Origin of the sequence: Campylobacter sp. MG1 (genome assembly GCF_026616895.1) — a bacterium.
In the GTDB taxonomy this organism is placed as follows: Bacteria; Campylobacterota; Campylobacteria; order Campylobacterales; family Campylobacteraceae; genus Campylobacter_E.
In genome coordinates, this window is sequence record NZ_JANYME010000016.1 from 1 (window position 1) to 20564 (window position 20564).

Sequence of the window (20564 nt, forward strand, 5' to 3'; positions counted from 1 at the left end):
CTAGAAGTATTTATAAGTTATATGTATAAAATATTTATATGAGTATGCTTATTTAATTTAAGTAGCTTTATATGTTTAAAGAATTATGTATTTAATAAGCTTAGATGATTAATTGTTTTTTAGGTAGGTAGGGTTAAAGACAAAGAAGTAAATTAAAACAACAATAAGGTAAGTTAAAAATTAAAGAAGAAAAATTAAAGCAAAGTATGATAAAAAGTTAAAGATATTAGATTGTAAGAGAGTTAGGTTAAATAAAAGATTATAATGAAGTTAAATAAGATTTAGTTATTCTATTAGTAAAATTAATTAGAAAATTAAATAAAATTATTTACTCATAATAGATTCATTTAATGTTTTATTTCTTTAGTTTATTATTTTTGGTGAAATTTGTTTTATTCTTTAAAATTTAGCTTTAGAGTCTTTATTTACGAGTAATTTTATAGCTTTAAGGTGTGGAACGTATGTTGCTTAGTTAAGGTTATATTTGTAATGTTATTGGATATTAATTTAAGTGATTTAATTTTTATTATTGTTTATCGGGTTACTTTTTTGCATAAAAGCTAAGGTTTTTATTTATAAAAGTAAAAGTAGTTAAATATTGTTGTTTAATATGTTTTGTAATGGTAATTTTTATATCAATCACAAACTTGAATAAAGTAGTATTTTGAAATAGATAGAAGAGAATTTAAATTATATATAGAAAAGCATTAAAAAATACAGAAATAACTTTTATTAGTATTTAATTGAGATATTAAATTTACATTTAGTGAAATTTATTTTTTAATATTTATGTTTAGAAGTTATTTATATATTTATTAGTTTAAATATTATTTTTAGTAGTGGATTTGCATGTTTATTTAAACTAGGCAAAAATGTCTAGTTTAAATATTATTTAATTTCTTATAAATATTAAGCTAAATTATTTTAATAATCTCCTAATTTTATAAATGTTTTTGATGGAGTAGAAAAAGGAACGTAATATATACTTATATTTGATAAATTATTTGGAATTTTATAAACTATTTTAGTTCTTTTTTGTAAGTCCTGGATTCATAGGTTCTAAAAATATCCCCCAATCATCTTGCATTATTACTTCAGATACTTCGTATTTTAGTGCTTCACCATTATCTTTAGATACAATTAGCACATCTCCATCTAGTAACATTCTACTTTCTTTAGATATATTTTTGAAAGTAGCATCAATAATTAAATATAATACACCTTGTTCTGCATCTAAATTTGTTAGAAAATTACTAGTATTAACATTACGAGCTATTTTTACGCTATGTACAGTGATTGCAAATTTAGATGTATTTAGTGTTTCTCCAATTTTAATGATGTTGGAATCTTTAGCGTTAGGAGTGTTTTCGCCTGCAAATATAATGCCTAATACTATAATAACAATGATTGTTACAAAAATAAATTTAAAAAATTTTTCATTTTTTATCCTTAGTTTTTAGTATAATTAATTTCAAAATAATAATTTTTATTTACTAAAATAATTTTAATTCTTCGCAACTAGCTTTATCTCCATTTTTACATGCTATTTTATAGCAGTCTTTAGCTTTGTTATAGAATTTATTAGCTTTTTTTGAATCTGGATTTATATACGCTGATAATTCACTATTTTCATTGTAGATATCTCCAGCTCTAATATATCCTAAGCAATATCCAATATCTCCAGCTAATGTGTAATATTTTATAGCATTCGTAACACTATTTTCATTTCCATACCAATCATTTTCCCATACTACCCATAGAATAGCAACCTTTGGCATATTTGTTTTTACAAGCTTTTTCAAAAAGTTCATAACCACCACTTCTGTCCATTTCGCTAAGATAGTCATAGCTTAAGTCCACACAAGTTTCATAATTGTTTTCTTGATTACATTTTATTTCTAAAGATAAACTATTTGCACCTAATACTGAATACGATAAAAATAAAAGACCTAATATTTTTTTCATTTTAACTCCTTTTTTATTTTCTTATAAAACATCTTCATTTGAATATGTTTTATTGTTTTTGTATGTTGCTGTATTTTTATTTGTGATAATTGTTATAGTTTTTAATGCTACTTTATCATCAATATTAAAACATGAAATATTATACCACCTAGTTTCTCCTGCTTTTAAAACACCTTGATTTGGCGATTTTTTATAATCTTGTGTAGCATCTAGTTTGCAATTGTTTGAATTTTTTGGTATATCTTGATTTATTTTTAAATCTAGAATTTCTATTTGTTCTTTAGTTGTAATGTTAAAATCGCAATGAAGCCATTCTGTTAATACTAATTCGTCTGAATGGATATTTTGTGTAAATCCATATGAAAAGCAATCACCATCTTTTACTTTAAAATAATCCCCATTAGTTGTGTTTTCAAGCTTAAATTCTGCCGAATTTGCAGCATAAGCAAACAAAAGAAAACTTAATAAAATTTTGTTTAATTTCATTGAAATCTCATTAATTATTTTCTATAATTTCACAAATATTTTTAGCATTTTTTAAAACTGGAAAAAACTCAGCAAAAATATCAATAGTTTTTTCTAAAGTTTTTGTTGTTTTTAGCTTTTTAGTTAATTTTTGTATATATTCTTTACCATTACTCTCCTTTTCTAAAAGTGTTATAAAATCACTTTTTAAGATTTTGATTTTTTCTTTATTTAGTGTATAATTAGCTGTATTATTGGCAATGCTCTTTTAGCTTTGCTTCTATAAAGTTTCTTATGGCTTTATTTTCTACTGTGAATATGTAGTAGGTATTATCTTCTTTTATATTTTTGTTTGATAGCTGTGATAAAAAGTCTAAAAATAAGCCTTTGTATTCGCTATCATCCATAAATTTCACGCTTATATTTGCTCTTAATGTGCTTACTTTGCTAGGACTTATCTTTAAAAGTCTTGATAGTTCATCGTTTGATTTACTTAGTAATTTTTCTTTTTTATCTAGTAGATATATGAGATAGTCATACAAATCAGTTTTATTGTAAGTATATAAGCCATCTGTTTTGATTTTTTCAAAAATTTTTTTTTGGTATTTCGCACATAAAAATCCTTTGTTAAAAAAGTAGCATAATACCCCCACCCATTCTTAATATTTGCTTAATTATATATAATTTAATTTTAGAAATTATGATAATAAATTAATTTTTATTCTAATTTTGTGTATTTATTGTAAATGTTTTTATGTGTTCTTTATGTGGCGTGAATATAAAATTATGTAAAAACACACTAAATAAATTCTTAAAAACTATAGTAAATTTAATTAAGTTATTAAATTATATTTAGCATCTTAAAAAATGCTAAACTACTAATTGAATTTATTTTATATATTTTAAAACCTAACATCAATATATTTTGTTTAGTTTAGGGTTTTTACAAAATATTAGCTACTACTTAGGTTAATTTATTTTGATTTTTGATAAACTGGTTTATTAAGAGTATATGCTACTTAGATTTATAAAATATTAAATATTATTTTTTATGTTTAAATCACAGTAGTAATTGTTTTTATAAGTCATCTTTTTTTAGTTTTTATAAAGATTTGTTCTTGATACATCTAAGACGCACTCGCATTAATGATAAAATCTAAAACTGTTTTTTATAAAAATTTTAAATTTTAGTAATATTGCAAGGTTTAATAAAAAGTTTTATTTTTACTAATTTAATAGTGATAACACTTCTAAGGTTTTATCAACTTTTACAACTAGCACCTTCTTTAAACACTGCTCAATAATCGTTTTTTGAATCAGATTTCATTAAATCTAAATTCTTTTGTATTTCCAAGCTCTAATCAATCTAAACAAACAAGTTTTTTAAAACTAATAGCAATACGATTAAGTAATTTAAGGTATTACGAAAGGCTGAAAATATTTACAATGCGTTGTTTTTTTTATTATTTAACAAATAAATCAAAATAGGAGAAAATTATGTCAAAAGATACAAAAACGATGATATGTCCTTTTTGTGATGAGGAATTAAGATTTGGTGTAAAAGTATGTAGGGGCTGTCAAGCTGAAATTACTTACGACGATGGGAGTAGTGCAGGAGGTATAATTTCACTTTTTGCTTTTGCATTAGCTTATGTAATATTTTTTATTAGTTTTTTAGGTGATAGTTTTTTTGATAAATTAACTAATTTTGGGTTCTATTTCTATCTTCTAATAGATGTGGTACTTTTTATAGGTGCTACTAAAGCAATAAATGGAGCAAAACCTAAAGCAAAATTTAAAAGAATGCAATTTAGATAATTAAAAAACTATAAAAATTTTAAAAGCTTATCGCTTAGTTTAAAATATAAAATTAATTTTAATTTACAATGCAAAGCGAGAGCTTTTTATTATATACTCATAAAAATTCTCATTTTAAAATTTGCTCCACTAAAAGTAAAACATAATTATTTATTAATAAAAGCTTAAAATATAATAATTTTGTTTTTTCGTGTTGCATATAATCTTTAAATTTTTTGAAAAAATAGAAAATGATTAATATTGTATTGTTACTAGAACAATCAAATATAAATTCTAATGAAGAGTTTTTTGATAAATGGTATTACTTGTGTAAAAATAAGTACTAAAGATAGTATTTTGCGTATTAAAAATATAAATGCAAATGATAAAAATTGTAAAGAATTTTTTGCAAGTGATGAATTAAAAAAGCTGTTGGATAAAGATTTAAACGAAATTAGTAGGATTTAATATAATTTTGGTGATTATAAAATTATATTTGAAGGATTGATATGAATATAATTGATTATATAAATGCAAATTTTTCAATAGGCAAAAGATTGTTTTATGGCAAATGGGAGTTTAATTATGGAGATTGCAAAAATAGAGTGAGTTTAAATGAGATAAAATTATATTATCATCCACTTAGTATTAGGCTTGAGTATGATTTTGATTTGGATATATTTGGCGAGGCGTTAAATTTAAGCCTTGAAAATCTACCTGATTGGTTTAAAGCTGAAATAAAATGCGAAAAAGATGATAACTTACCATATGTTGAATATTTTGAAGGCTTTAAAAAATCACTTGAAACTTATGAGTTTAACCTTTCTTATGCTAGTGGAATGAGAGATTGTTTAGATGGATTTTTTAAAATTGATAAAAGTGTTTGCTTTTGCGATATTGCTGATTTTTTAAATAATTTTAGTTTGCATTATGAAAAAGTTTTGCCACAAAACGAAAGCAAACTTATAGCTTATTATGAGAATTCAAATCAAATAAGAGCTATCATTGATGGTAGGATAAATGATGGCTTTTTAAATTTTGTAGATTATGAAGAAACACCTTGCGCTTTAGTGGCTAATTCTTATACTTCTTCGGAATTAGAATGTTATTTTGATTTAGATAATGTTTTTGATATTTCAATATCTGGTTATAATGGTGTTGAAGGTTATGAGTTTGGAAATGATTTTTGCATAAGTGAAGGGGAAATTGAAAATCCAAATTTAATTAATATAAGTAATAGAGAGTATTTACCTAAAAAAATCACTTTTTATAACTATGATTATGGCGAAGATAGAAGCTTGAATGTTGTTAAGTTTTCTAAGGCTGTGCTTTGTAATGAGCCGATAATTAAGTAGATAGAAGCTGGTATAAGGGCTTTTGAAGAGTATTTGGTGCAAAAGACTGATAATGGCTATTATCTAGTGAGCGATGATGAAGAAATCAAGCTTGATGATAGCCTTAGATGGTGTGATTTAAAGGGTTTAAAGGCTATAGATGAGAGTGATGTTTGGAGTGAAAGGGAGAGAAATTATCAAATTTCTTATAAAATTAGATTAAATAGAAGAATAAAATGGCTAGAAGATAAAATTAAAACTCCAAATAATAAAGATAAAGCAAGCTTACAAAGGCAATTGATAAAAACAAAAGATGAGCTAAAAAAAGTTTGAAGATATGTGGTTTTAGTTTTTGCGATAGAATTAGGTTTGCAATTTAAAATTGGGCGGGTAGGGAAGGCTAACTAATCGTAAGGCTGATAAGACCTTTTAAAGCCTAAGCAAATTCCCTAGAAGTGCTTTAAACCCCTCTATAATTACACCTATCTAGCGTAAAGTTATGGGTGTTGTAAATAAATAACATTAAGAAGGGTTTAAAATGGGCTTATATTCAGGTATGTTTCAAACCATGTTGTGGTAGAAGTAGGTTTGCAATTAGACGCTTTACAATGAGCCGTTTTCTTTGCCTCTTGGTTTCAAACCATGTGGTTTGCAATAGTGCCAAATTTATGTTTCAAACCGTGTTGTGATAGAATTAGGTTTGCAATAACAATCAGTTAAAATATTAATATCATCATTTATTATGTTTCAAACCATGTTGTGGTAGAATTAGGTTTGCAATAACGAAAGGGATTTATACAATTGGGCTTATCCTTATGTTTCAAACCATGTTGTGGTAGAATTAGGTTTGCAATCTAGAAATTATATTTTATTGACAGAGCAAGGTCAAGTTTCAAACCATGTTGTGGTAGAATTAGGTTTGTAATGTAAAAACATATAATGCATATTTGTCCCTTAATAGGTTTCAAACCGTGTTGTGGTAGAATTAGGTTTGCAATTAAAAAAAAGATTTTATTTAATTTTATTATTTTTAAGTTTCAAACCGTGTTGTGGTAGAATTAGGTTTGCAATAAGCGTAAATAATACTAAAGACAAAGGGTTGCTAATGTTTCAAACCGTGTTGTGATAGAATTAGGTTTGCAATAAGCGTAAATAATACTAAAGACAAAGGGTTGCTAATGTTTCAAACCGTGTTGTGATAGAATTAGGTTTGCAATTATAAGAGTTGATGTAGAAGGTGATGAATTAGTACAGTTTCAAACCGTGTTGTGATAGAATTAGGTTTGCAATTTTAAATAAAAATTCTATTCCCTTATTAACTTCAATGTTTCAAACCGTGTTGTGATAGAATTAGGTTTGCAATCTCTACCAGCTCCCTTGTCACCATAGTCAGCATATTGTTTCAAACCGTGTTGTGATAGAATTAGGTTTGCAATTTATTGGAAAAATGGTTACTAATGCTTTTAAAACTGAGTTTCAAACCGTGTTGTGATAGAATTAGGTTTGCAATAACAAAAACAAGAATCAAAAAAATAATTAAAAAGGGTTTCAAACCGTGTTGTGATAGAATTAGGTTTGCAATTTAATGGACGCAATAGAAAAATTGCTGCGTATGAGTTTCAAACCGTGTTGTGATAGAATTAGGTTTGCAATTCAAATGTTATTTTATTATTACATTCACATATTATTGTTTCAAACCGTGTTGTGATAGAATTAGGTTTACAATATTAAATAGCCTTTTTAAATCATCATCGCTTGTAAGTTTCAAACCGTGTTGTGATAGAATTAGGTTTGCAATCTTGAAACGATTTTTGCTCCTGTGAAACATTTTGTTGTTTCAAACCGTGTTGTGATAGAATTAGGTTTGCAATAAAGTTCATATGATGATACTTTAAGAGCGTACCAGTGGTTTCAAACCGTGTTGTGATAGAATTAGGTTTGCAATGCATAAAAGAATAGTGCTTAATTTAGCTTCACAGTTGTTTCAAACCGTGTTGTGATAGAATTAGGTTTGCAATAGGCTCATAATAAATTATATCATTAGGGCATAGTAGGTTTCAAACCGTGTTGTGATAGAATTAGGTTTGCAATTTAGAGATATCATTACTTGGGACTGGGTAGTTTTACCGTTTCAAACCGTGTTGTGATAGAATTAGGTTTGCAATATTCTACTCCTAATGGTAACTTGGGCTTATTTTTTGTTTCAAACCGTGTTGTGATAGAATTAGGTTTGCAATATCAAAGCTATAACACAGTTTATAGGCATTTACAGCAGTTTCAAACCGTGTTGTGATAGAATTAGGTTTGCAATGTTGCTAGCTAGTTTTTGCTTATCTTTTACTATAGCGTTTCAAACCGTGTTGTGATAGAATTAGGTTTGCAATAGAAAGAATTAAATTACTAGATGAAAAGCATTTGCGGTTTCAAACCGTATTGTGATAGAATTAGGTTTGCAATAAATAACGAAAAACCTAGTATTCAAGGACAAGACGCGTTTCAAACCGTGTTGTGATAGAATTAGGTTTGCAATTAAATATGATGAACTTTTATCACAAATTAAAGACTGTTTCAAACCGTGTTGTGATAGAATTAGGTTTGCAATTCCTTGGTGCCTAACTATATAAATAGCACTTTCTTGTTTCAAACCGTGTTGTGATAGAATTAGGTTTGCAATGTAGGTAGGATTTATTGGGTTAAAATAGGGTTAAATATGTTTCAAACCGTGTTGTGATAGAATTAGGTTTGCAATCGAGTTTTTAGAAAATGTAACATTACAAAACGAACAGTTTCAAACCGTGTTGTGATAGAATTAGGTTTGCAATTGTTTGATTATTTAACCAAAATTTATTTTTTAGTTTGTTTCAAACCGTGTTGTGATAGAATTAGGTTTGCAATCTATTTGTAAGTGTTTAACACATAAAAAATTAAGGTTTCAAACCGTGTTGTGATAGAATTAGGTTTGCAATCTAAACGAACAATATACTCGTGATGAGCTTTTGAATGTTTCAAACCGTGTTGTGATAGAATTAGGTTTGCAATCATATCCTTCCCAAGCAGTATCTTGAACCATTACATGTTTCAAACCGTGTTGTGATAGAATTAGGTTTGCAATTTTTTGATTATAAGTATCCTGGCAATTTCTTTGTGTTTCAAACCGTGTTGTGATAGAATTAGGTTTGCAATACTTGTTGGTGTTGGTGAATTAGCAAAAGGCGCGAAGTTTCAAACCGTGTTGTGATAGAATTAGGTTTGCAATATGTAAGATTTATTGAAAGTGTATTTCACTCGTGTTTCAAACCGTGTTGTGATAGAATTAGGTTTGCAATCAGTAACGGCGTGAAAGTCAAAGCATTTGGTAGGTTTCAAACCGTGTTGTGATAGAATTAGGTTTGCAATGCGAAATGGGTGCAATAATTGGCGTTGCTGGAAGGTTTCAAACCGTGTTGTGATAGAATTAGGTTTGCAATATATATAAATTAAAAGAAATAGCACCAATCATCATGTTTCAAACCGTGTTGTGATAGAATTAGGTTTGCAATAGCAAGGAAAACTTGCTTATGTATCAAGTATTTGAAAGTTTTTAAAAAGTAGTGATTTTTCCACTTTGAAAATTCTTTCAAATTTTGGCACTTTAGTGGAAAATTAAACCTATGTTTAGTTTGTATCACTAAAATTAAAAAGCAAATCTAATTCTATCACAACACATTAGAGTTTGAAAACACCTAAAGGGGTATTACAAATGGGGCTCTGGCTTAGCCACCCCCTACATTATTTTTTATTTGTATTATTTATTTTTAGTTAAATATGCTACTATATTTATAATAAATCATAAGAGGAAAACAATATGAAAAAAGTTATAAGTATTGATATGGGTGCTAAAAATAATGGTGTATATATTGTAGATATAAAAAACGATGAGATTGTAAGCAAAAGCGCTGCTAATTATATCTTTAAAGATGGCGATATCAATTTCCTTAAAAAAGATAGAACTTCTAAAAGACATCAAAGAAGAGCTTTTAAAAGAGCAAAATTTGCTAGAAGACTTTTAGATGAATTGTTAAATAAAATCAAAATAAAAGATTTAAGTCAAAACGAACTTGAACTAATATATGGACTGCTTAAAAATCGTGGATTTAACTATATAAATATAGAGTTTGAAAATGATTTAAGCGATGAAAGCCTAGAAGTGTTAAACGAAATTGATGGCTATGAGTTTAAGGGTTGTGTAAATAAAGATGATTATGAGCTAAGGCTTTCAAAATTTGCAAATGATTATGATGAGGGTGAGTTTTGTGAATTTTTAGCACAGCAAAATGAATTAATTTTGCAAAAAGTAGAAAGTGGACAAAAGGTAGAGTTTAAAAAGCTGCTAGAGATGGATGAAATTTATGAAATTTTGAAAAAATATCCTAAGCATTTAGATTTTTCAAAATGTGATAGTTTTAATAAGCTAAAAAAAACAATATCAGATTATGCAAAAGATAGCGAGTTTTTAGAATTTTTAAAAGCAAATGATGAGGTTTTTAGAACTGAGCCTATTATGACTTATAAGCTAGGTTTAAAATCAAGTGATAGAACGGCTATTAGTGATATGTTTGAAGCTTTAAGAAATGAAATGCTTAAAAACAATAAACATAGAGAAAAATATCTAAAAGATATAAAAGAGCTTTGTAAAAGCGTGGAATTTAAAAGCATAATTTCAAAGCTTAATATAAGCGATGATGAGTTTGCCAACCTTATTGGCAATATCTCAAACTACCAAACAAGGGTTTTAAGAAAATATTTTAACAATAAATTTGATGATGCTTTTGATGATGAAAAACTTAAAAAAGTAAGTATAAAAAATATAAATTTTCTTTCTTTTAAAGGCGAAAAAGAGTTAGAAAACAAACGCACAATGTTAAAAAATCTAAAAAAATCATCTTTTGAATATCTATGTAAAAACGACCCTATAACAAGCATTCCACCATATGAGAGAATGAATAATAAACACCCGCAAACTTGTTATTCTTTAGTTTTGAAAGATTGTTTAAGCGATAGACTTAAAACTTGCCTAAAACACATCTTAGACAATCCAAATTTTTCAAGCCTTACTATGGATGAAAACGGCGTTATCAAACAATACGATGAGCTGGATGAAAATGAGTTAAAAGTGGTTTTTCAAAGATTTTTAGATATATCAAAAGGGTATTTAGAAGATATTAAGCTGTATCCTAGAAGTTTTGATGAGCATGGTTGGTATTTTAAGGAGCAAATTTGTTTAAACGATAGCGATTTTAATGCTTTAAAAGATTTTGCTAGTAGATATTATGATGAATTGCTTTTAGCCAAAAAAGGTATTTTAAAAGCTAAGATTTTAAAGCCCTGTGGGTGCCATACTCCGTATAAAAACAATTCAAAACACATTCATTTAAGCATTTTATTGGGTAAAAAAGATGCTTTTAGCAAAGAAGAAGTAAAAAATATAAGTGATTTTATAAATGATAAAAATAGCAAATATAAAGGCAACTCTACTTTAAAAGGATTTTTAACTCATCTTAGTGAAACGGCAAAAGGTTATCAAAACAGTTTTTATGAACTCTTAGAAAGCAATGTGCAAGATGATAATGATTTAAAAAAGATAAAAGATGACTATATGCTTGTTTATAAAAAACTAAAAAGCATTAAGGAATTTGCATTTATAAAAGATGAAGAAGAGCAAAACACCATCATAAACTACCTTTTGCAAACCGCAAATATTATTTTTGATGAGCAAAAAGGCTTTCATAAACTATGTCAAACTCACGCTACTGAAAACCTTCTTAGAATTAGCGGTGATAAGGCTATGTGTTCAGCCTTAGGCTCTGATAGTGCAAGGCTTATAAACGGTAGGGTGGAAATGTATATCGATAGGCTTGCTTATGAAATAGTGAGTGATTTGGATTTAAGTGATACTGAAGAATTGAGTATAAATATAGAACAAAATGCCTTTACCTTTGAAACGGCGGTAAAAGAGCTTACAAAAACTAAAGTAAAAAGAAAACCAAAAGAGCGTTTCGCTATATGCCCTTATAGTGGAGAGCCTGTGAATTTAAAAAATGCTGAGTATGATCATATCTTACCAAGAAGCAAATGTAAGTACAACTCACAAGCGAATTTAATCCCTGTAAAATCATACGAAAACTTTAGAAAAAGTGATGGTTGTATGTATTTTAATGATTTGCATGAAAATTACAAAAAAGATATTTTTAGAAAATGTGAAGTTAAGAATGAAAATGAATTAAAGTCATTTATAGACAAAACCCTAAATGCGATAGATATCAAAAAATACACAAACTTTAAAAACTTAAAAATAAAGGAGCAAATAGCTTTCCAAATGGCACTTTTTATGCCAAATGAAAATTTTTATAAAATAGCTTTAAAGCTTTTAGCAAAGGATAAACAAAAAACTAGCACAAATGGAACGCAAAAACGCCTTGCAAGATTGATGGTTCAAAATGCTTTAGCTAAAAATAACACTCTAAATATAAAAGTTAATTTTGTTGATAGTAAATTAACAAGTGCTATTAGAAAAGAGCTGAGCGAAGAGTTGCCACAGATAGCAAAGGAGGAAAAACAATCAAGCCATAGCCATTGTATAGATGCTAGTGTGGTGTTTTATATAGCTAGTGCTATTAAGGATAAAAAGGTGGTAGCTATACATGAGAATGTGAAGTTTGAACCAAAGTTTAAATTTAGTGAGATTTATCTAAAAGAAAGCGAGATAAAAAATATACAAAGCCAAAAATACTTAGAACTAAGCCAAGATAAAATCTCAAGAAAACAACTATTTAAAGATACGATTTACTCGCTTAGATACGAAAATGCTAAGGCTTTAAGTGATAAGCAATTGGGTATTTTAAAAGAACTTGATTTGCTAATGGAAGTTCAAAAGTCTAAACAAACGAAATTTTACATAAATACCAAAAAAGTTTTTGATTTAATCTTTGCAAGTTTTGAGGCAAAAGATATAAAAACACTAGAAAAAATTAAATTTTTAGATAAGTTTTTGGTATCAAGTGTTAGAAAAGATGTTTTAGATATATTTTTTGATGCTAAAAGTGGCGAGTTAATCAAGCCTAAAGATAATGGTGCAAATATAGAAAAGTTCTATGAAATCCTAGTAAAAAATGAAGTAAAAACTAAAAATGAAGTAGAAAAAATCCATAAGCTTTATATAAATAATTTCTACACAGGCAATCAAAAAGATATAAAAAGAGCTAGAAACAAACGCCGTGTTACATACTCGCTAAGTGTAGCTAGTGCAGCTAGTTTTGTGGTGCGTAGAAATACAGGTTATGAAGGTTTAGCAAATGAAAACATAGCTACAAAAAATTATTTTGATAATGAAAAAATAGTAGGTATAAAATATCATAGCAAGAATGTTTTACCACTTAAAATAGTTGATATTTTAGATATTTTAAACCTTAGCGAAAATGCTAAAGAAATCTATAAAATAAGCATTAAAAATAACTTACCAGAAAAAATCTCAAAGCTTGATTTTATAGTTAGTGAAGCAAAAAGACATAGGGTGATGGTTGAGTTAGATAAAGATTTGTTAGGATATAATTTAGATATATTTAATAATTCAATAAATAAAAATAATAAACAATGGGTTGAGTTTTGTGAAGAGTGCTTGAATAAGGAATTAAAAGATTATGTAGGAAAACCTTATGAATATGATGCAACTATTATAAAAAATACAAGTAAAATTTTAGGTCTTGGTTTTAGAGTTCAAAGTACCTTAGCAAATCATAAAAAATTAATGAAAGATAATATATGCTAAAACATCTCGTAGTGAATTCTTACGGGGTGTATTTGGGGCTAAAATCGGCTAGATTAGTAGTTAAAAAAGATGGAGAGTTAATCAAAGAATATCCACTTAAAAACCTAAAAACCATAAGTATAAAATCTCGTGGTGTAGGACTAAGTAGTGACTTAGCCTATGCTTGTGGAGTGCGTGGGGTTAAGATATTTTTTAATGATTTTAAATCTCATTTAGCTTTACACACTTTACACGAGCATAAAAGCGTAAATGTGATAAAACATCAGATTTTAAGCGAACAAAACGGCAAAGACCTAGCCTTAGCAAAAGAGCTAATCATAGGTAAAATCAAAAACCAACGCTCCACGATTTTATACTTTTCAAGGTATTTGCAAAATGATTTGCTAAAACAAAAAACCACCGAGCAATTAAAAATATTTATTAACGAGCTAAAAACTTATAAAATGACAAAAGATAGCATTTTTGGCATTGAAGGAAGTGCGGCAAAAGTTTATTTTGATTATCTTAGACAAACAAGGCTTTTAGGGGATGAGTTTGTAAATCGCACGGGCAGATTTGCAGATGATAATGTAAATAAAGCCCTAAATTACGGCTACGCAATACTTTTAAACATAATTTATAAAAGCGTGATAAACGCAGGGTTAAACCCATATTTTGGAGTGCTTCATAGCTTAAGAAGTGCTAAGCCATCGTTAGTTTTGGACATTATGGAGGAGTATAGAAGTTTTTTAGTTGATAGAAATATTATCAAGCTAAGGCATCAGCTAAAGGGCGATTTTAATGAGTGTAAAAAGCTAATTTCAAATGAGATTTTTAGCTCACTTGCTAAAAAGTTGCCATATAATCACTCTAAACTAAGTCTTGAAAGCATCATACAAAGACAAGTTTATAAGCTTAGTGGGTTTTTGTGCGGTGCGAATAATTATCATTCTTATGTGTTTAGGTGGTGAGCGTGTATATTGTAAGCTACGATATAGAAGATAACAAATCACGAATAAAGCTTTTTGAAGAGTTAAAGGATTTAGGACTTTTAAATATCCAAAAATCAGTCTTTTATGGAGAGCTTAGCAAAAGTGAGATAAAGGTGGTAAAAGAGCTTTTTAAAAAGCTTTGTGATGATGGGGGTAAGGCGTTTTTGTGTAGGTGCGAGATAGATTTAGACGATACGTACGGCTATAAAAAGGCTGATTTAGAGCAACTTAGTTTTGATAGTATTTAGCAAATTTCGTATGTTTAGCTTGGATATGATTAGGCTTAAATGTTGTTTGTAAAATTTATTGCTTAGTATAAATTTCGTATGTTTGAGTAAAACGATGAAAAAAGAAAGAATTTGAAATAGGAATTAGGGAAAATGAAACCATTTGTAAAATGGGCTGGTGGCAAAAGACAATTACTGCCAACCTTAATAAACAACTTGCCAAATATGAATAATTTTACAACCTATGTTGAGCCTTTTGTTGGTGGTGGGGCAATGTTGTTTGAGATTGTAAAATTATATAAATTTAAAAAAATCGTAATAAACGATATAAATTCAAGTCTTATGAAATGTTATGAACTTATAAAACAAGACCCACAAAAACTAATAAATGAATTAAAAACATTACAAAATGAGTTTTTAAGCACCCAAAAACAAGATGAATTTTTTTATCAAATAAGAAATAAATTTAATAAAACAAAAGAGCCAAAATATTTTATATTTTTAAATAAAACTTGTTTTAATGGGCTTTTTAGACTAAATAAAAGTGGTGAGTTTAATACCCCATTTGGTAAATACAAAAACCCTTTGATATGCGATGAAGAAAATATTTTAAATGTTCATAAAGTTTTAAAAAATGTCATTATAAAAAATTCAGATTATAAAAATTTAATAAATGACATAGATGATAAAACATTTATATATTTTGATCCACCTTATCGCCCACTTAGTAAAACAGCTTCATTTACTAGCTATTTTAATAATATTTTTGATGACAATGAGCAGATAAGATTGGCTGAGTTTGTAAATAAGTGTAATGATTTAGGGGCTAAGTTTTTACTAAGTAATTCAGATCCTAAAAATATAAATAAAGATGATGAATTTTTTGATAAACTTTATAAAAATTATGTGATTTTAAGAATAAATGCTACAAGGTGTATAAATTCAAAAGCTTCTAATCGTGGCGCTATAACTGAGCTTTTAATTAAAAATTATAAAGGATAAAAATGATAGAAAATATAAATTATAAATTACCAGATGGTGATAGATGTGAAATAAGGCTTAATTTAATAAATCAGTTCTTGAAAGAAATTCCGGGCAAAGGAAAGGGTGATTTAGCAAGCAAATATAGATACGATGTTGAACAATACGATAAATATAATATTCATCTTAAAAGACCTACAAGACTTAATAAAGGGTTTGATTTTACTGTAAATATAGATGGAATTTATTTTAAAAAAAATAAAAGATATGTTAGCCCAAGCTATAAAGATATAATAAATATACTTAATGAAATAAAAAACAATTATTACTTAGAATATGATAAAGTAAAAAAAGTATTAAATAATATATATAATTGTAATCATATAGATATAAACAATATTAATATGGTTTTTTCAGATTATGAAGGAAATAAACATCCAATTCAAATTATATTTTTAGCTATAAAATGGCTATTTATAGAGCAAGATTGTGCCTATTGGAATTATTCTGGTAGAGCTATGTTTTATAATGCATTAAAAGAAGAAACGCTTGTTTAAATTAATAATAAATCGTGGCAAATGGGCTACACACGATGCAAAATATAGGGGAAATTATTCTCCTTATGTGTCTAGAAATTTGATTTTAAGATATAGCAATGAAAATGATTTGATATTAGATCAATTTGTTGGCAGCGGAACAACTTTAATAGAAGCAAAACTTTTAAATCGCAATGCAATCGGTGTTGATATAAATCCAAATGCGATAGAAATTTGTAAGCAAAAATGTGATTTTGATAGTAAAAGCTTCGTTCATTTATATAATGAAGATGCAAGAAAACTTAGCTTTATAAAAGATGAAAGCATAGATTTTATATGCACACATCCACCTTATGCAAATATTATAAAATATAGCGATGACATACAAGGTGATTTGTCCCATCTTAAAATAGATGAATTTTTAATTGCTTTAAAAGATGTTGCAAATGAATGTAATAGAGTGCTTAAGAAAAATCATTTTTGTGCCATTACGATAGGCGATACTAGAAAAAATGGTTGCATGATACCTCTTGGATTTTATTCTATGCAAGTATTTTTAAACGCTGGTTTTACGCTAAAAGAAACTATTATAAAAGAGCAGTTTAATTGCAAAGCCACAGGATTTTGGAAAACAAATAGCATAAAACATAATTTCTTACTAATAGCTCACGAGTATATTTTTGTATTTAGAAAATAGGAATTTCATGGAACTTTTGAAGGCGAGTTTGATTAGGCAGTTTGTGTTTTGTCCTAGGATATTTTATTTTTATAATTTTTGTGATATTACACCAAAATATCCTAAGCATGTAGATTTTGGTAATAATTTTCATAAAAAGCAAGACGAGCTTTTCAAAAGTCGCACATTTGCTAAACTTGGGCTAAGCGAATATAAAGCCTATAAAAATCAATATTTAGAAGATGAAGAATTGTGCGGGGTTTGTGATATGCTATTTGTTGGGGTTGATGAGGTGGTGGTGCTTGAGTTTAAACAAAGTAATAATCTAAATCTTAGTAACGGGGCGAAAATGCAACTACTAGCATACGCAAAAATGGCTAGTAAAACTTATGCTAAGCCTTGCAAAAGAGTGATTTTATGCTCATCAAATCATCTAAAACATAAGGTTTTTAATATTTTTCCGAATGATTTTGCTAGGCTTAAAAGAGCTGTAAAAGATATGAAAAATCTTTTAGATAATGGAATTTTTCCAAATAGTAGCGCTAGTCTTAATGCTTGTAATCAATGTGAATTTTTTAACTATTGTGATGATAGGGAGTAAATTTAGTATGTTTGTGTTAAAGTTTATCGGGGTGGCTAAGCCAGTTGCCCGATATTTTACTAACTTTTCGGTATTTCTACCTACTTATGATTTCAAACGCTCGTTGTGATAGAATTAGATTTGCTTTTTAATTTTAGTGATACAAACTAAACATAGGTTTAATTTTTCCACTAAAGTACTAAAATTTGAAAGAATTTTAAAAGTGGAAAAATCACTACTTTTTAAAAACTTTCAAATACTTGATACATAAGCAAGTTTTCCTTGCTATTGCAAACCTAATTCTATCACAACACGGTTTGAAACTCACCACAAGCAACAAAAAACGATAAAAGACCTAATTGCAAACCTAATTCTATCACAACACGGTTTGAAACTAGCAATAGCTGTATGATAAGCATCTCGCTTGTTTATTGCAAACCTAATTCTATCACAACACGGTTTGAAACTTTATCACATTTTAAAGACCCATCCAATAAAACTCATTGCAAACCTAATTCTATCACAACACGGTTTGAAACTAACGATAATATGCTTCTTGATAAGCTTTGTTATAACATTGCAAACCTAATTCTATCACAACACGGTTTGAAACTCACTGCTTTTAATTTTTCTTTACAATCACGATAAATTGCAAACCTAATTCTATCACAACACGGTTTGAAACTTAAAAAAATCGGCAGTGTATTATTGTATAATATAATTGCAAACCTAATTTTATCACAACACGGTTTGAAACTAGAAACAGTATCTGGATTAGCAATAGCTATTTTTGTATTGCAAACCTAATTCTATCACAACACGGTTTGAAACACGCTATACAACTGGGAAAAAACAAAACCTAATTTATTGCAAACCTAATTCTATCACAACACGGTTTGAAACCTTTGTCTTGCAATGGCTTAGGTAAGTCGTAAGTGATTGCAAACCTAATTCTATCACAACACGGTTTGAAACTAGTAATACATTTAGCTCTTAATCTATCGCTTGGAATTGCAAACCTAATTCTATCACAACACGGTTTGAAACAGCAGTGCCACCTTGAGCGTCATCACAACCACTCAACATTGCAAACCTAATTCTATCACAACACGGTTTGAAACGTGGTGGAGGTGGAAGTGCTGGAACTTTTAAAATAAAATTGCAAACCTAATTCTATCACAACACGGTTTGAAACAAACCATCCCATATTTTTGGGTTTGAAGCTTTAAATTGCAAACCTAATTCTATCACAACACGGTTTGAAACTTTTCATCAAGTCTATTTTTAATTTTTAGAGCTTTTATTGCAAACCTAATTCTATCACAACACGGTTTGAAACTGAGAAGTCTTTTATTGTTAATTTATTTTTTTTTAAATTGCAAACCTAATTCTATCACAACACGGTTTGAAACCCAAAATAAAAAAGACAAAAACATAATATGGCTGTATTGCAAACCTAATTCTACCACAACACGGTTTGAAACCACACGGCTTTCGTGCAATGTTTAGCACGATAGCAAATTGCAAACCTAATTCTACCACAACACGGTTTGAAACCTAGTATCAGTCTGCAAATAAGGTGGGTCAAGTATTATTGCAAACCTAATTCTACCACAACACGGTTTGAAACCGTCTAGGAGATGAGATTGAGATTTTTTGTGATGAATTGCAAACCTAATTCTACCACAACACGGTTTGAAACCTTAGTACTCTAAACTCACAATATCCACCAGCGGCATTGCAAACCTAATTCTACCACAACACGGTTTGAAACTCTGCTTGTACATTATTAGTGTATATTAATTTTGGATATTGCAAACCTAATTCTATCACAACACGGTTTGAAACTTCCACCTACTTAAAAATAAAAAAAAAGGTAAAAAATTGCAAACCTAATTCTATCACAACACGGTTTGAAACCTAATTGTTGTTTCATCATCATTACTTTTCTTTCATTGCAAACCTAATTCTATCACAACACGGTTTGAAACCCCAAAAAATCACGAATTAAATAAAAAAATTTACTCAATTGCAAACCTAATTCTATCACAACACGGTTTGAAACCCTACCGTATGAGCTAAACATAACTCTATAATCTCATTGCAAACCTAATTCTATCACAACACGGTTTGAAACGTATAAAGGACCATATTCTCAAATGAACGCTTAAACGATTGCAAACCTAATTCTATCACAACACGGTTTGAAACTTAAGGAGCGTTTTACTTAATCAATTAGAATGCTTAATTGCAAACCTAATTCTATCACAACACGGTTTGAAACAACGATGATTTTAATAAAGCTATGCAACAGCTTACATTGCAAACCTAATTCTATCACAACACGGTTTGAAACCGAAGTTTTTCATAAATTAACCCATTTTCATATTCCATTGCAAACCTAATTCTATCACAACACGGTTTGAAACCAAATATATGAATTTTATAATGATAGCCCTTTAACATTGCAAACCTAATTCTATCACAACACGGTTTGAAACGTAAAGCCTTTTGCAGCGTCAAAAGTAATAGTTGTAGATTGCAAACCTAATTCTATCACAACACGGTTTGAAACGTAGTATCAAAACAATATGCAAAATACCATACAATTGCAAACCTAATTCTATCACAACACGGTTTGAAACAATATTGTATTAGGAGCAGATATTGGTTCAGATGGATTGCAAACCTAATTCTATCACAACACGGTTTGAAACAACGAAAAAACTGAAACAAATACTGAAACAAATACATTGCAAACCTAATTCTATCACAACACGGTTTGAAACATCTTTAAAATCATACTCCAAAAATGGAAGATTATATTGCAAACCTAATTCTACCACAACACGGTTTGAAACCGATAAACTTCCCCCAAAATGAGATGATTTTGATAAATTGCAAACCTAATTCTACCACAACACGGTTTGAAACTTGTATTAAATAGTTTTCATTCGCTAAATCGTACGATTGCAAACCTAATTCTACCACAACATGGTTTGAAACGTGCTAATATTGCCTGTAATATCAAGTGAACCATTTATATTGCAAACCTAATTCTACCACAACACGGTTTGAAACTTGTATTAAATAGTTTTCATTCGCTAAATCGTACGATTGCAAACCTAATTCTACCACAACATGGTTTGAAACGTGCTAATATTGCCTGTAATATCAAGTGAACCATTTATATTGCAAACCTAATTCTACCACAACACGGTTTGAAAC

At 28.3% G+C, this 20564-nt stretch carries 16 protein-coding genes and 2 CRISPR repeat arrays; of the genes, 11 read left to right on the plus strand and 5 right to left on the minus strand.

Features of this window, described 5'->3' with window-relative positions; all coding sequences use genetic code 11:
- Positions 1–1024: 1024 nt before the first annotated feature.
- From NY022_RS08970 to NY022_RS08990, 5 genes are all read right to left on the minus strand, one after another.
- Positions 1025–1447, minus strand: a complete 423-nt coding sequence (locus NY022_RS08970; protein WP_324287474.1) for a DUF4352 domain-containing protein — start codon at positions 1445–1447, stop codon at positions 1025–1027.
- A 46-nt stretch (positions 1448–1493) separates the two neighbouring features.
- Complete coding sequence (locus NY022_RS08975) at positions 1494–1778, minus strand: hypothetical protein (RefSeq protein WP_267525438.1); 285 nt, start codon at positions 1776–1778, stop codon at positions 1494–1496.
- A complete protein-coding gene (locus NY022_RS08980; protein ID WP_267525440.1) occupies positions 1738–1965 on the minus strand; it encodes a hypothetical protein in 228 nt (75 codons plus the stop codon). The genes NY022_RS08975 and NY022_RS08980 overlap by 41 nt, the downstream gene beginning before the upstream one ends.
- Before the next feature lie 21 nt (positions 1966–1986).
- A complete protein-coding gene (locus tag NY022_RS08985; RefSeq protein WP_267525442.1) occupies positions 1987–2451 on the minus strand; it encodes a hypothetical protein in 465 nt (154 codons plus the stop codon).
- Between the two features lie 230 nt (positions 2452–2681).
- Positions 2682–3083 carry a hypothetical protein gene (locus NY022_RS08990; RefSeq protein ID WP_267525444.1) on the minus strand — a complete coding sequence of 134 codons (402 nt, stop codon included), beginning with the start codon at positions 3081–3083 and terminating at the stop codon, positions 2682–2684.
- An 844-nt stretch (positions 3084–3927) separates the two neighbouring features.
- Between NY022_RS08990 and NY022_RS08995 the strand changes: the two genes are divergently transcribed.
- The 11 genes from NY022_RS08995 (at position 3928) to cas4 (ending at position 17357) form a co-directional block, all read left to right on the plus strand.
- A complete protein-coding gene (locus NY022_RS08995) occupies positions 3928–4248 on the plus strand; it encodes a hypothetical protein (RefSeq protein WP_267525446.1) in 321 nt (106 codons plus the stop codon).
- Positions 4249–4524: 276 nt separating this feature from the next.
- Positions 4525–4695 carry a hypothetical protein gene (locus NY022_RS09000; RefSeq protein ID WP_267525448.1) on the plus strand — a complete coding sequence of 57 codons (171 nt, stop codon included), beginning with the start codon at positions 4525–4527 and terminating at the stop codon, positions 4693–4695.
- 41 nt (positions 4696–4736) lie between these two features.
- A complete protein-coding gene (locus NY022_RS09005; protein WP_267525450.1) occupies positions 4737–5582 on the plus strand; it encodes a hypothetical protein in 846 nt (281 codons plus the stop codon).
- Positions 5583–5618: 36 nt separating this feature from the next.
- A complete protein-coding gene (locus NY022_RS09010) occupies positions 5619–5894 on the plus strand; it encodes a hypothetical protein (RefSeq protein WP_267525453.1) in 276 nt (91 codons plus the stop codon).
- 225 nt (positions 5895–6119) lie between these two features.
- A CRISPR array of direct repeats spans positions 6120–9100; the repeat unit is 37 nt; unit sequence GTTTCAAACCGTGTTGTGATAGAATTAGGTTTGCAAT.
- Between the two features lie 305 nt (positions 9101–9405).
- Positions 9406–13365, plus strand: coding sequence for an HNH endonuclease domain-containing protein (locus NY022_RS09015; RefSeq protein ID WP_267525454.1), 3960 nt, complete (start codon positions 9406–9408; stop codon positions 13363–13365).
- Positions 13359–14315 (plus strand): CRISPR-associated endonuclease Cas1, encoded by a 957-nt coding sequence (gene cas1 / locus NY022_RS09020; RefSeq protein WP_267525457.1) that lies wholly within the window; start codon positions 13359–13361, stop codon positions 14313–14315. Before NY022_RS09015 ends, cas1 begins: the two co-directional genes overlap by 7 nt.
- Before the next feature lie 2 nt (positions 14316–14317).
- Positions 14318–14584 carry a CRISPR-associated endonuclease Cas2 gene (gene cas2 / locus NY022_RS09025; protein WP_267525458.1) on the plus strand — a complete coding sequence of 89 codons (267 nt, stop codon included), beginning with the start codon at positions 14318–14320 and terminating at the stop codon, positions 14582–14584.
- Positions 14585–14716: 132 nt separating this feature from the next.
- Positions 14717–15565, plus strand: coding sequence for a DNA adenine methylase (locus NY022_RS09030; protein WP_267525460.1), 849 nt, complete (start codon positions 14717–14719; stop codon positions 15563–15565).
- Positions 15566–15567: 2 nt separating this feature from the next.
- Positions 15568–16101, plus strand: a complete 534-nt coding sequence (locus tag NY022_RS09035) for a hypothetical protein (protein WP_267525462.1) — start codon at positions 15568–15570, stop codon at positions 16099–16101.
- Complete coding sequence (locus NY022_RS09040) at positions 16094–16777, plus strand: TRM11 family SAM-dependent methyltransferase (RefSeq protein WP_267525464.1); 684 nt, start codon at positions 16094–16096, stop codon at positions 16775–16777. Before NY022_RS09035 ends, NY022_RS09040 begins: the two co-directional genes overlap by 8 nt.
- A 7-nt stretch (positions 16778–16784) precedes the next feature.
- Complete coding sequence (gene cas4, locus NY022_RS09045) at positions 16785–17357, plus strand: CRISPR-associated protein Cas4 (RefSeq protein ID WP_267525465.1); 573 nt, start codon at positions 16785–16787, stop codon at positions 17355–17357.
- A 266-nt stretch (positions 17358–17623) separates the two neighbouring features.
- A CRISPR array of direct repeats spans positions 17624–20564; the repeat unit is 37 nt; unit sequence ATTGCAAACCTAATTCTATCACAACACGGTTTGAAAC.

Excerpts from the sequence above, each read along its gene's own strand:
- NY022_RS08975 (WP_267525438.1), bottom strand. The coding sequence starts at position 1,778 with ATGCCAAAGGTTGCTATTCTATGGGTAGTATGGGAAAATGATTGGTAT.
- NY022_RS08980 (WP_267525440.1), bottom strand. The coding sequence starts at position 1,965 with ATGAAAAAAATATTAGGTCTTTTATTTTTATCGTATTCAGTATTAGGT.
- NY022_RS08985 (WP_267525442.1), bottom strand. The coding sequence starts at position 2,451 with ATGAAATTAAACAAAATTTTATTAAGTTTTCTTTTGTTTGCTTATGCT.
- NY022_RS08995 (WP_267525446.1), top strand. The coding sequence starts at position 3,928 with ATGTCAAAAGATACAAAAACGATGATATGTCCTTTTTGTGATGAGGAA.
- NY022_RS09000 (WP_267525448.1), top strand. The coding sequence starts at position 4,525 with ATGAAGAGTTTTTTGATAAATGGTATTACTTGTGTAAAAATAAGTACT.
- NY022_RS09005 (WP_267525450.1), top strand. The coding sequence starts at position 4,737 with ATGAATATAATTGATTATATAAATGCAAATTTTTCAATAGGCAAAAGA.
- NY022_RS09015 (WP_267525454.1), top strand. The coding sequence starts at position 9,406 with ATGAAAAAAGTTATAAGTATTGATATGGGTGCTAAAAATAATGGTGTA.
- cas1 (WP_267525457.1), top strand. The coding sequence starts at position 13,359 with ATGCTAAAACATCTCGTAGTGAATTCTTACGGGGTGTATTTGGGGCTA.
- NY022_RS09030 (WP_267525460.1), top strand. The coding sequence starts at position 14,717 with ATGAAACCATTTGTAAAATGGGCTGGTGGCAAAAGACAATTACTGCCA.
- NY022_RS09035 (WP_267525462.1), top strand. The coding sequence starts at position 15,568 with ATGATAGAAAATATAAATTATAAATTACCAGATGGTGATAGATGTGAA.
- cas4 (WP_267525465.1), top strand. The coding sequence starts at position 16,785 with ATGGAACTTTTGAAGGCGAGTTTGATTAGGCAGTTTGTGTTTTGTCCT.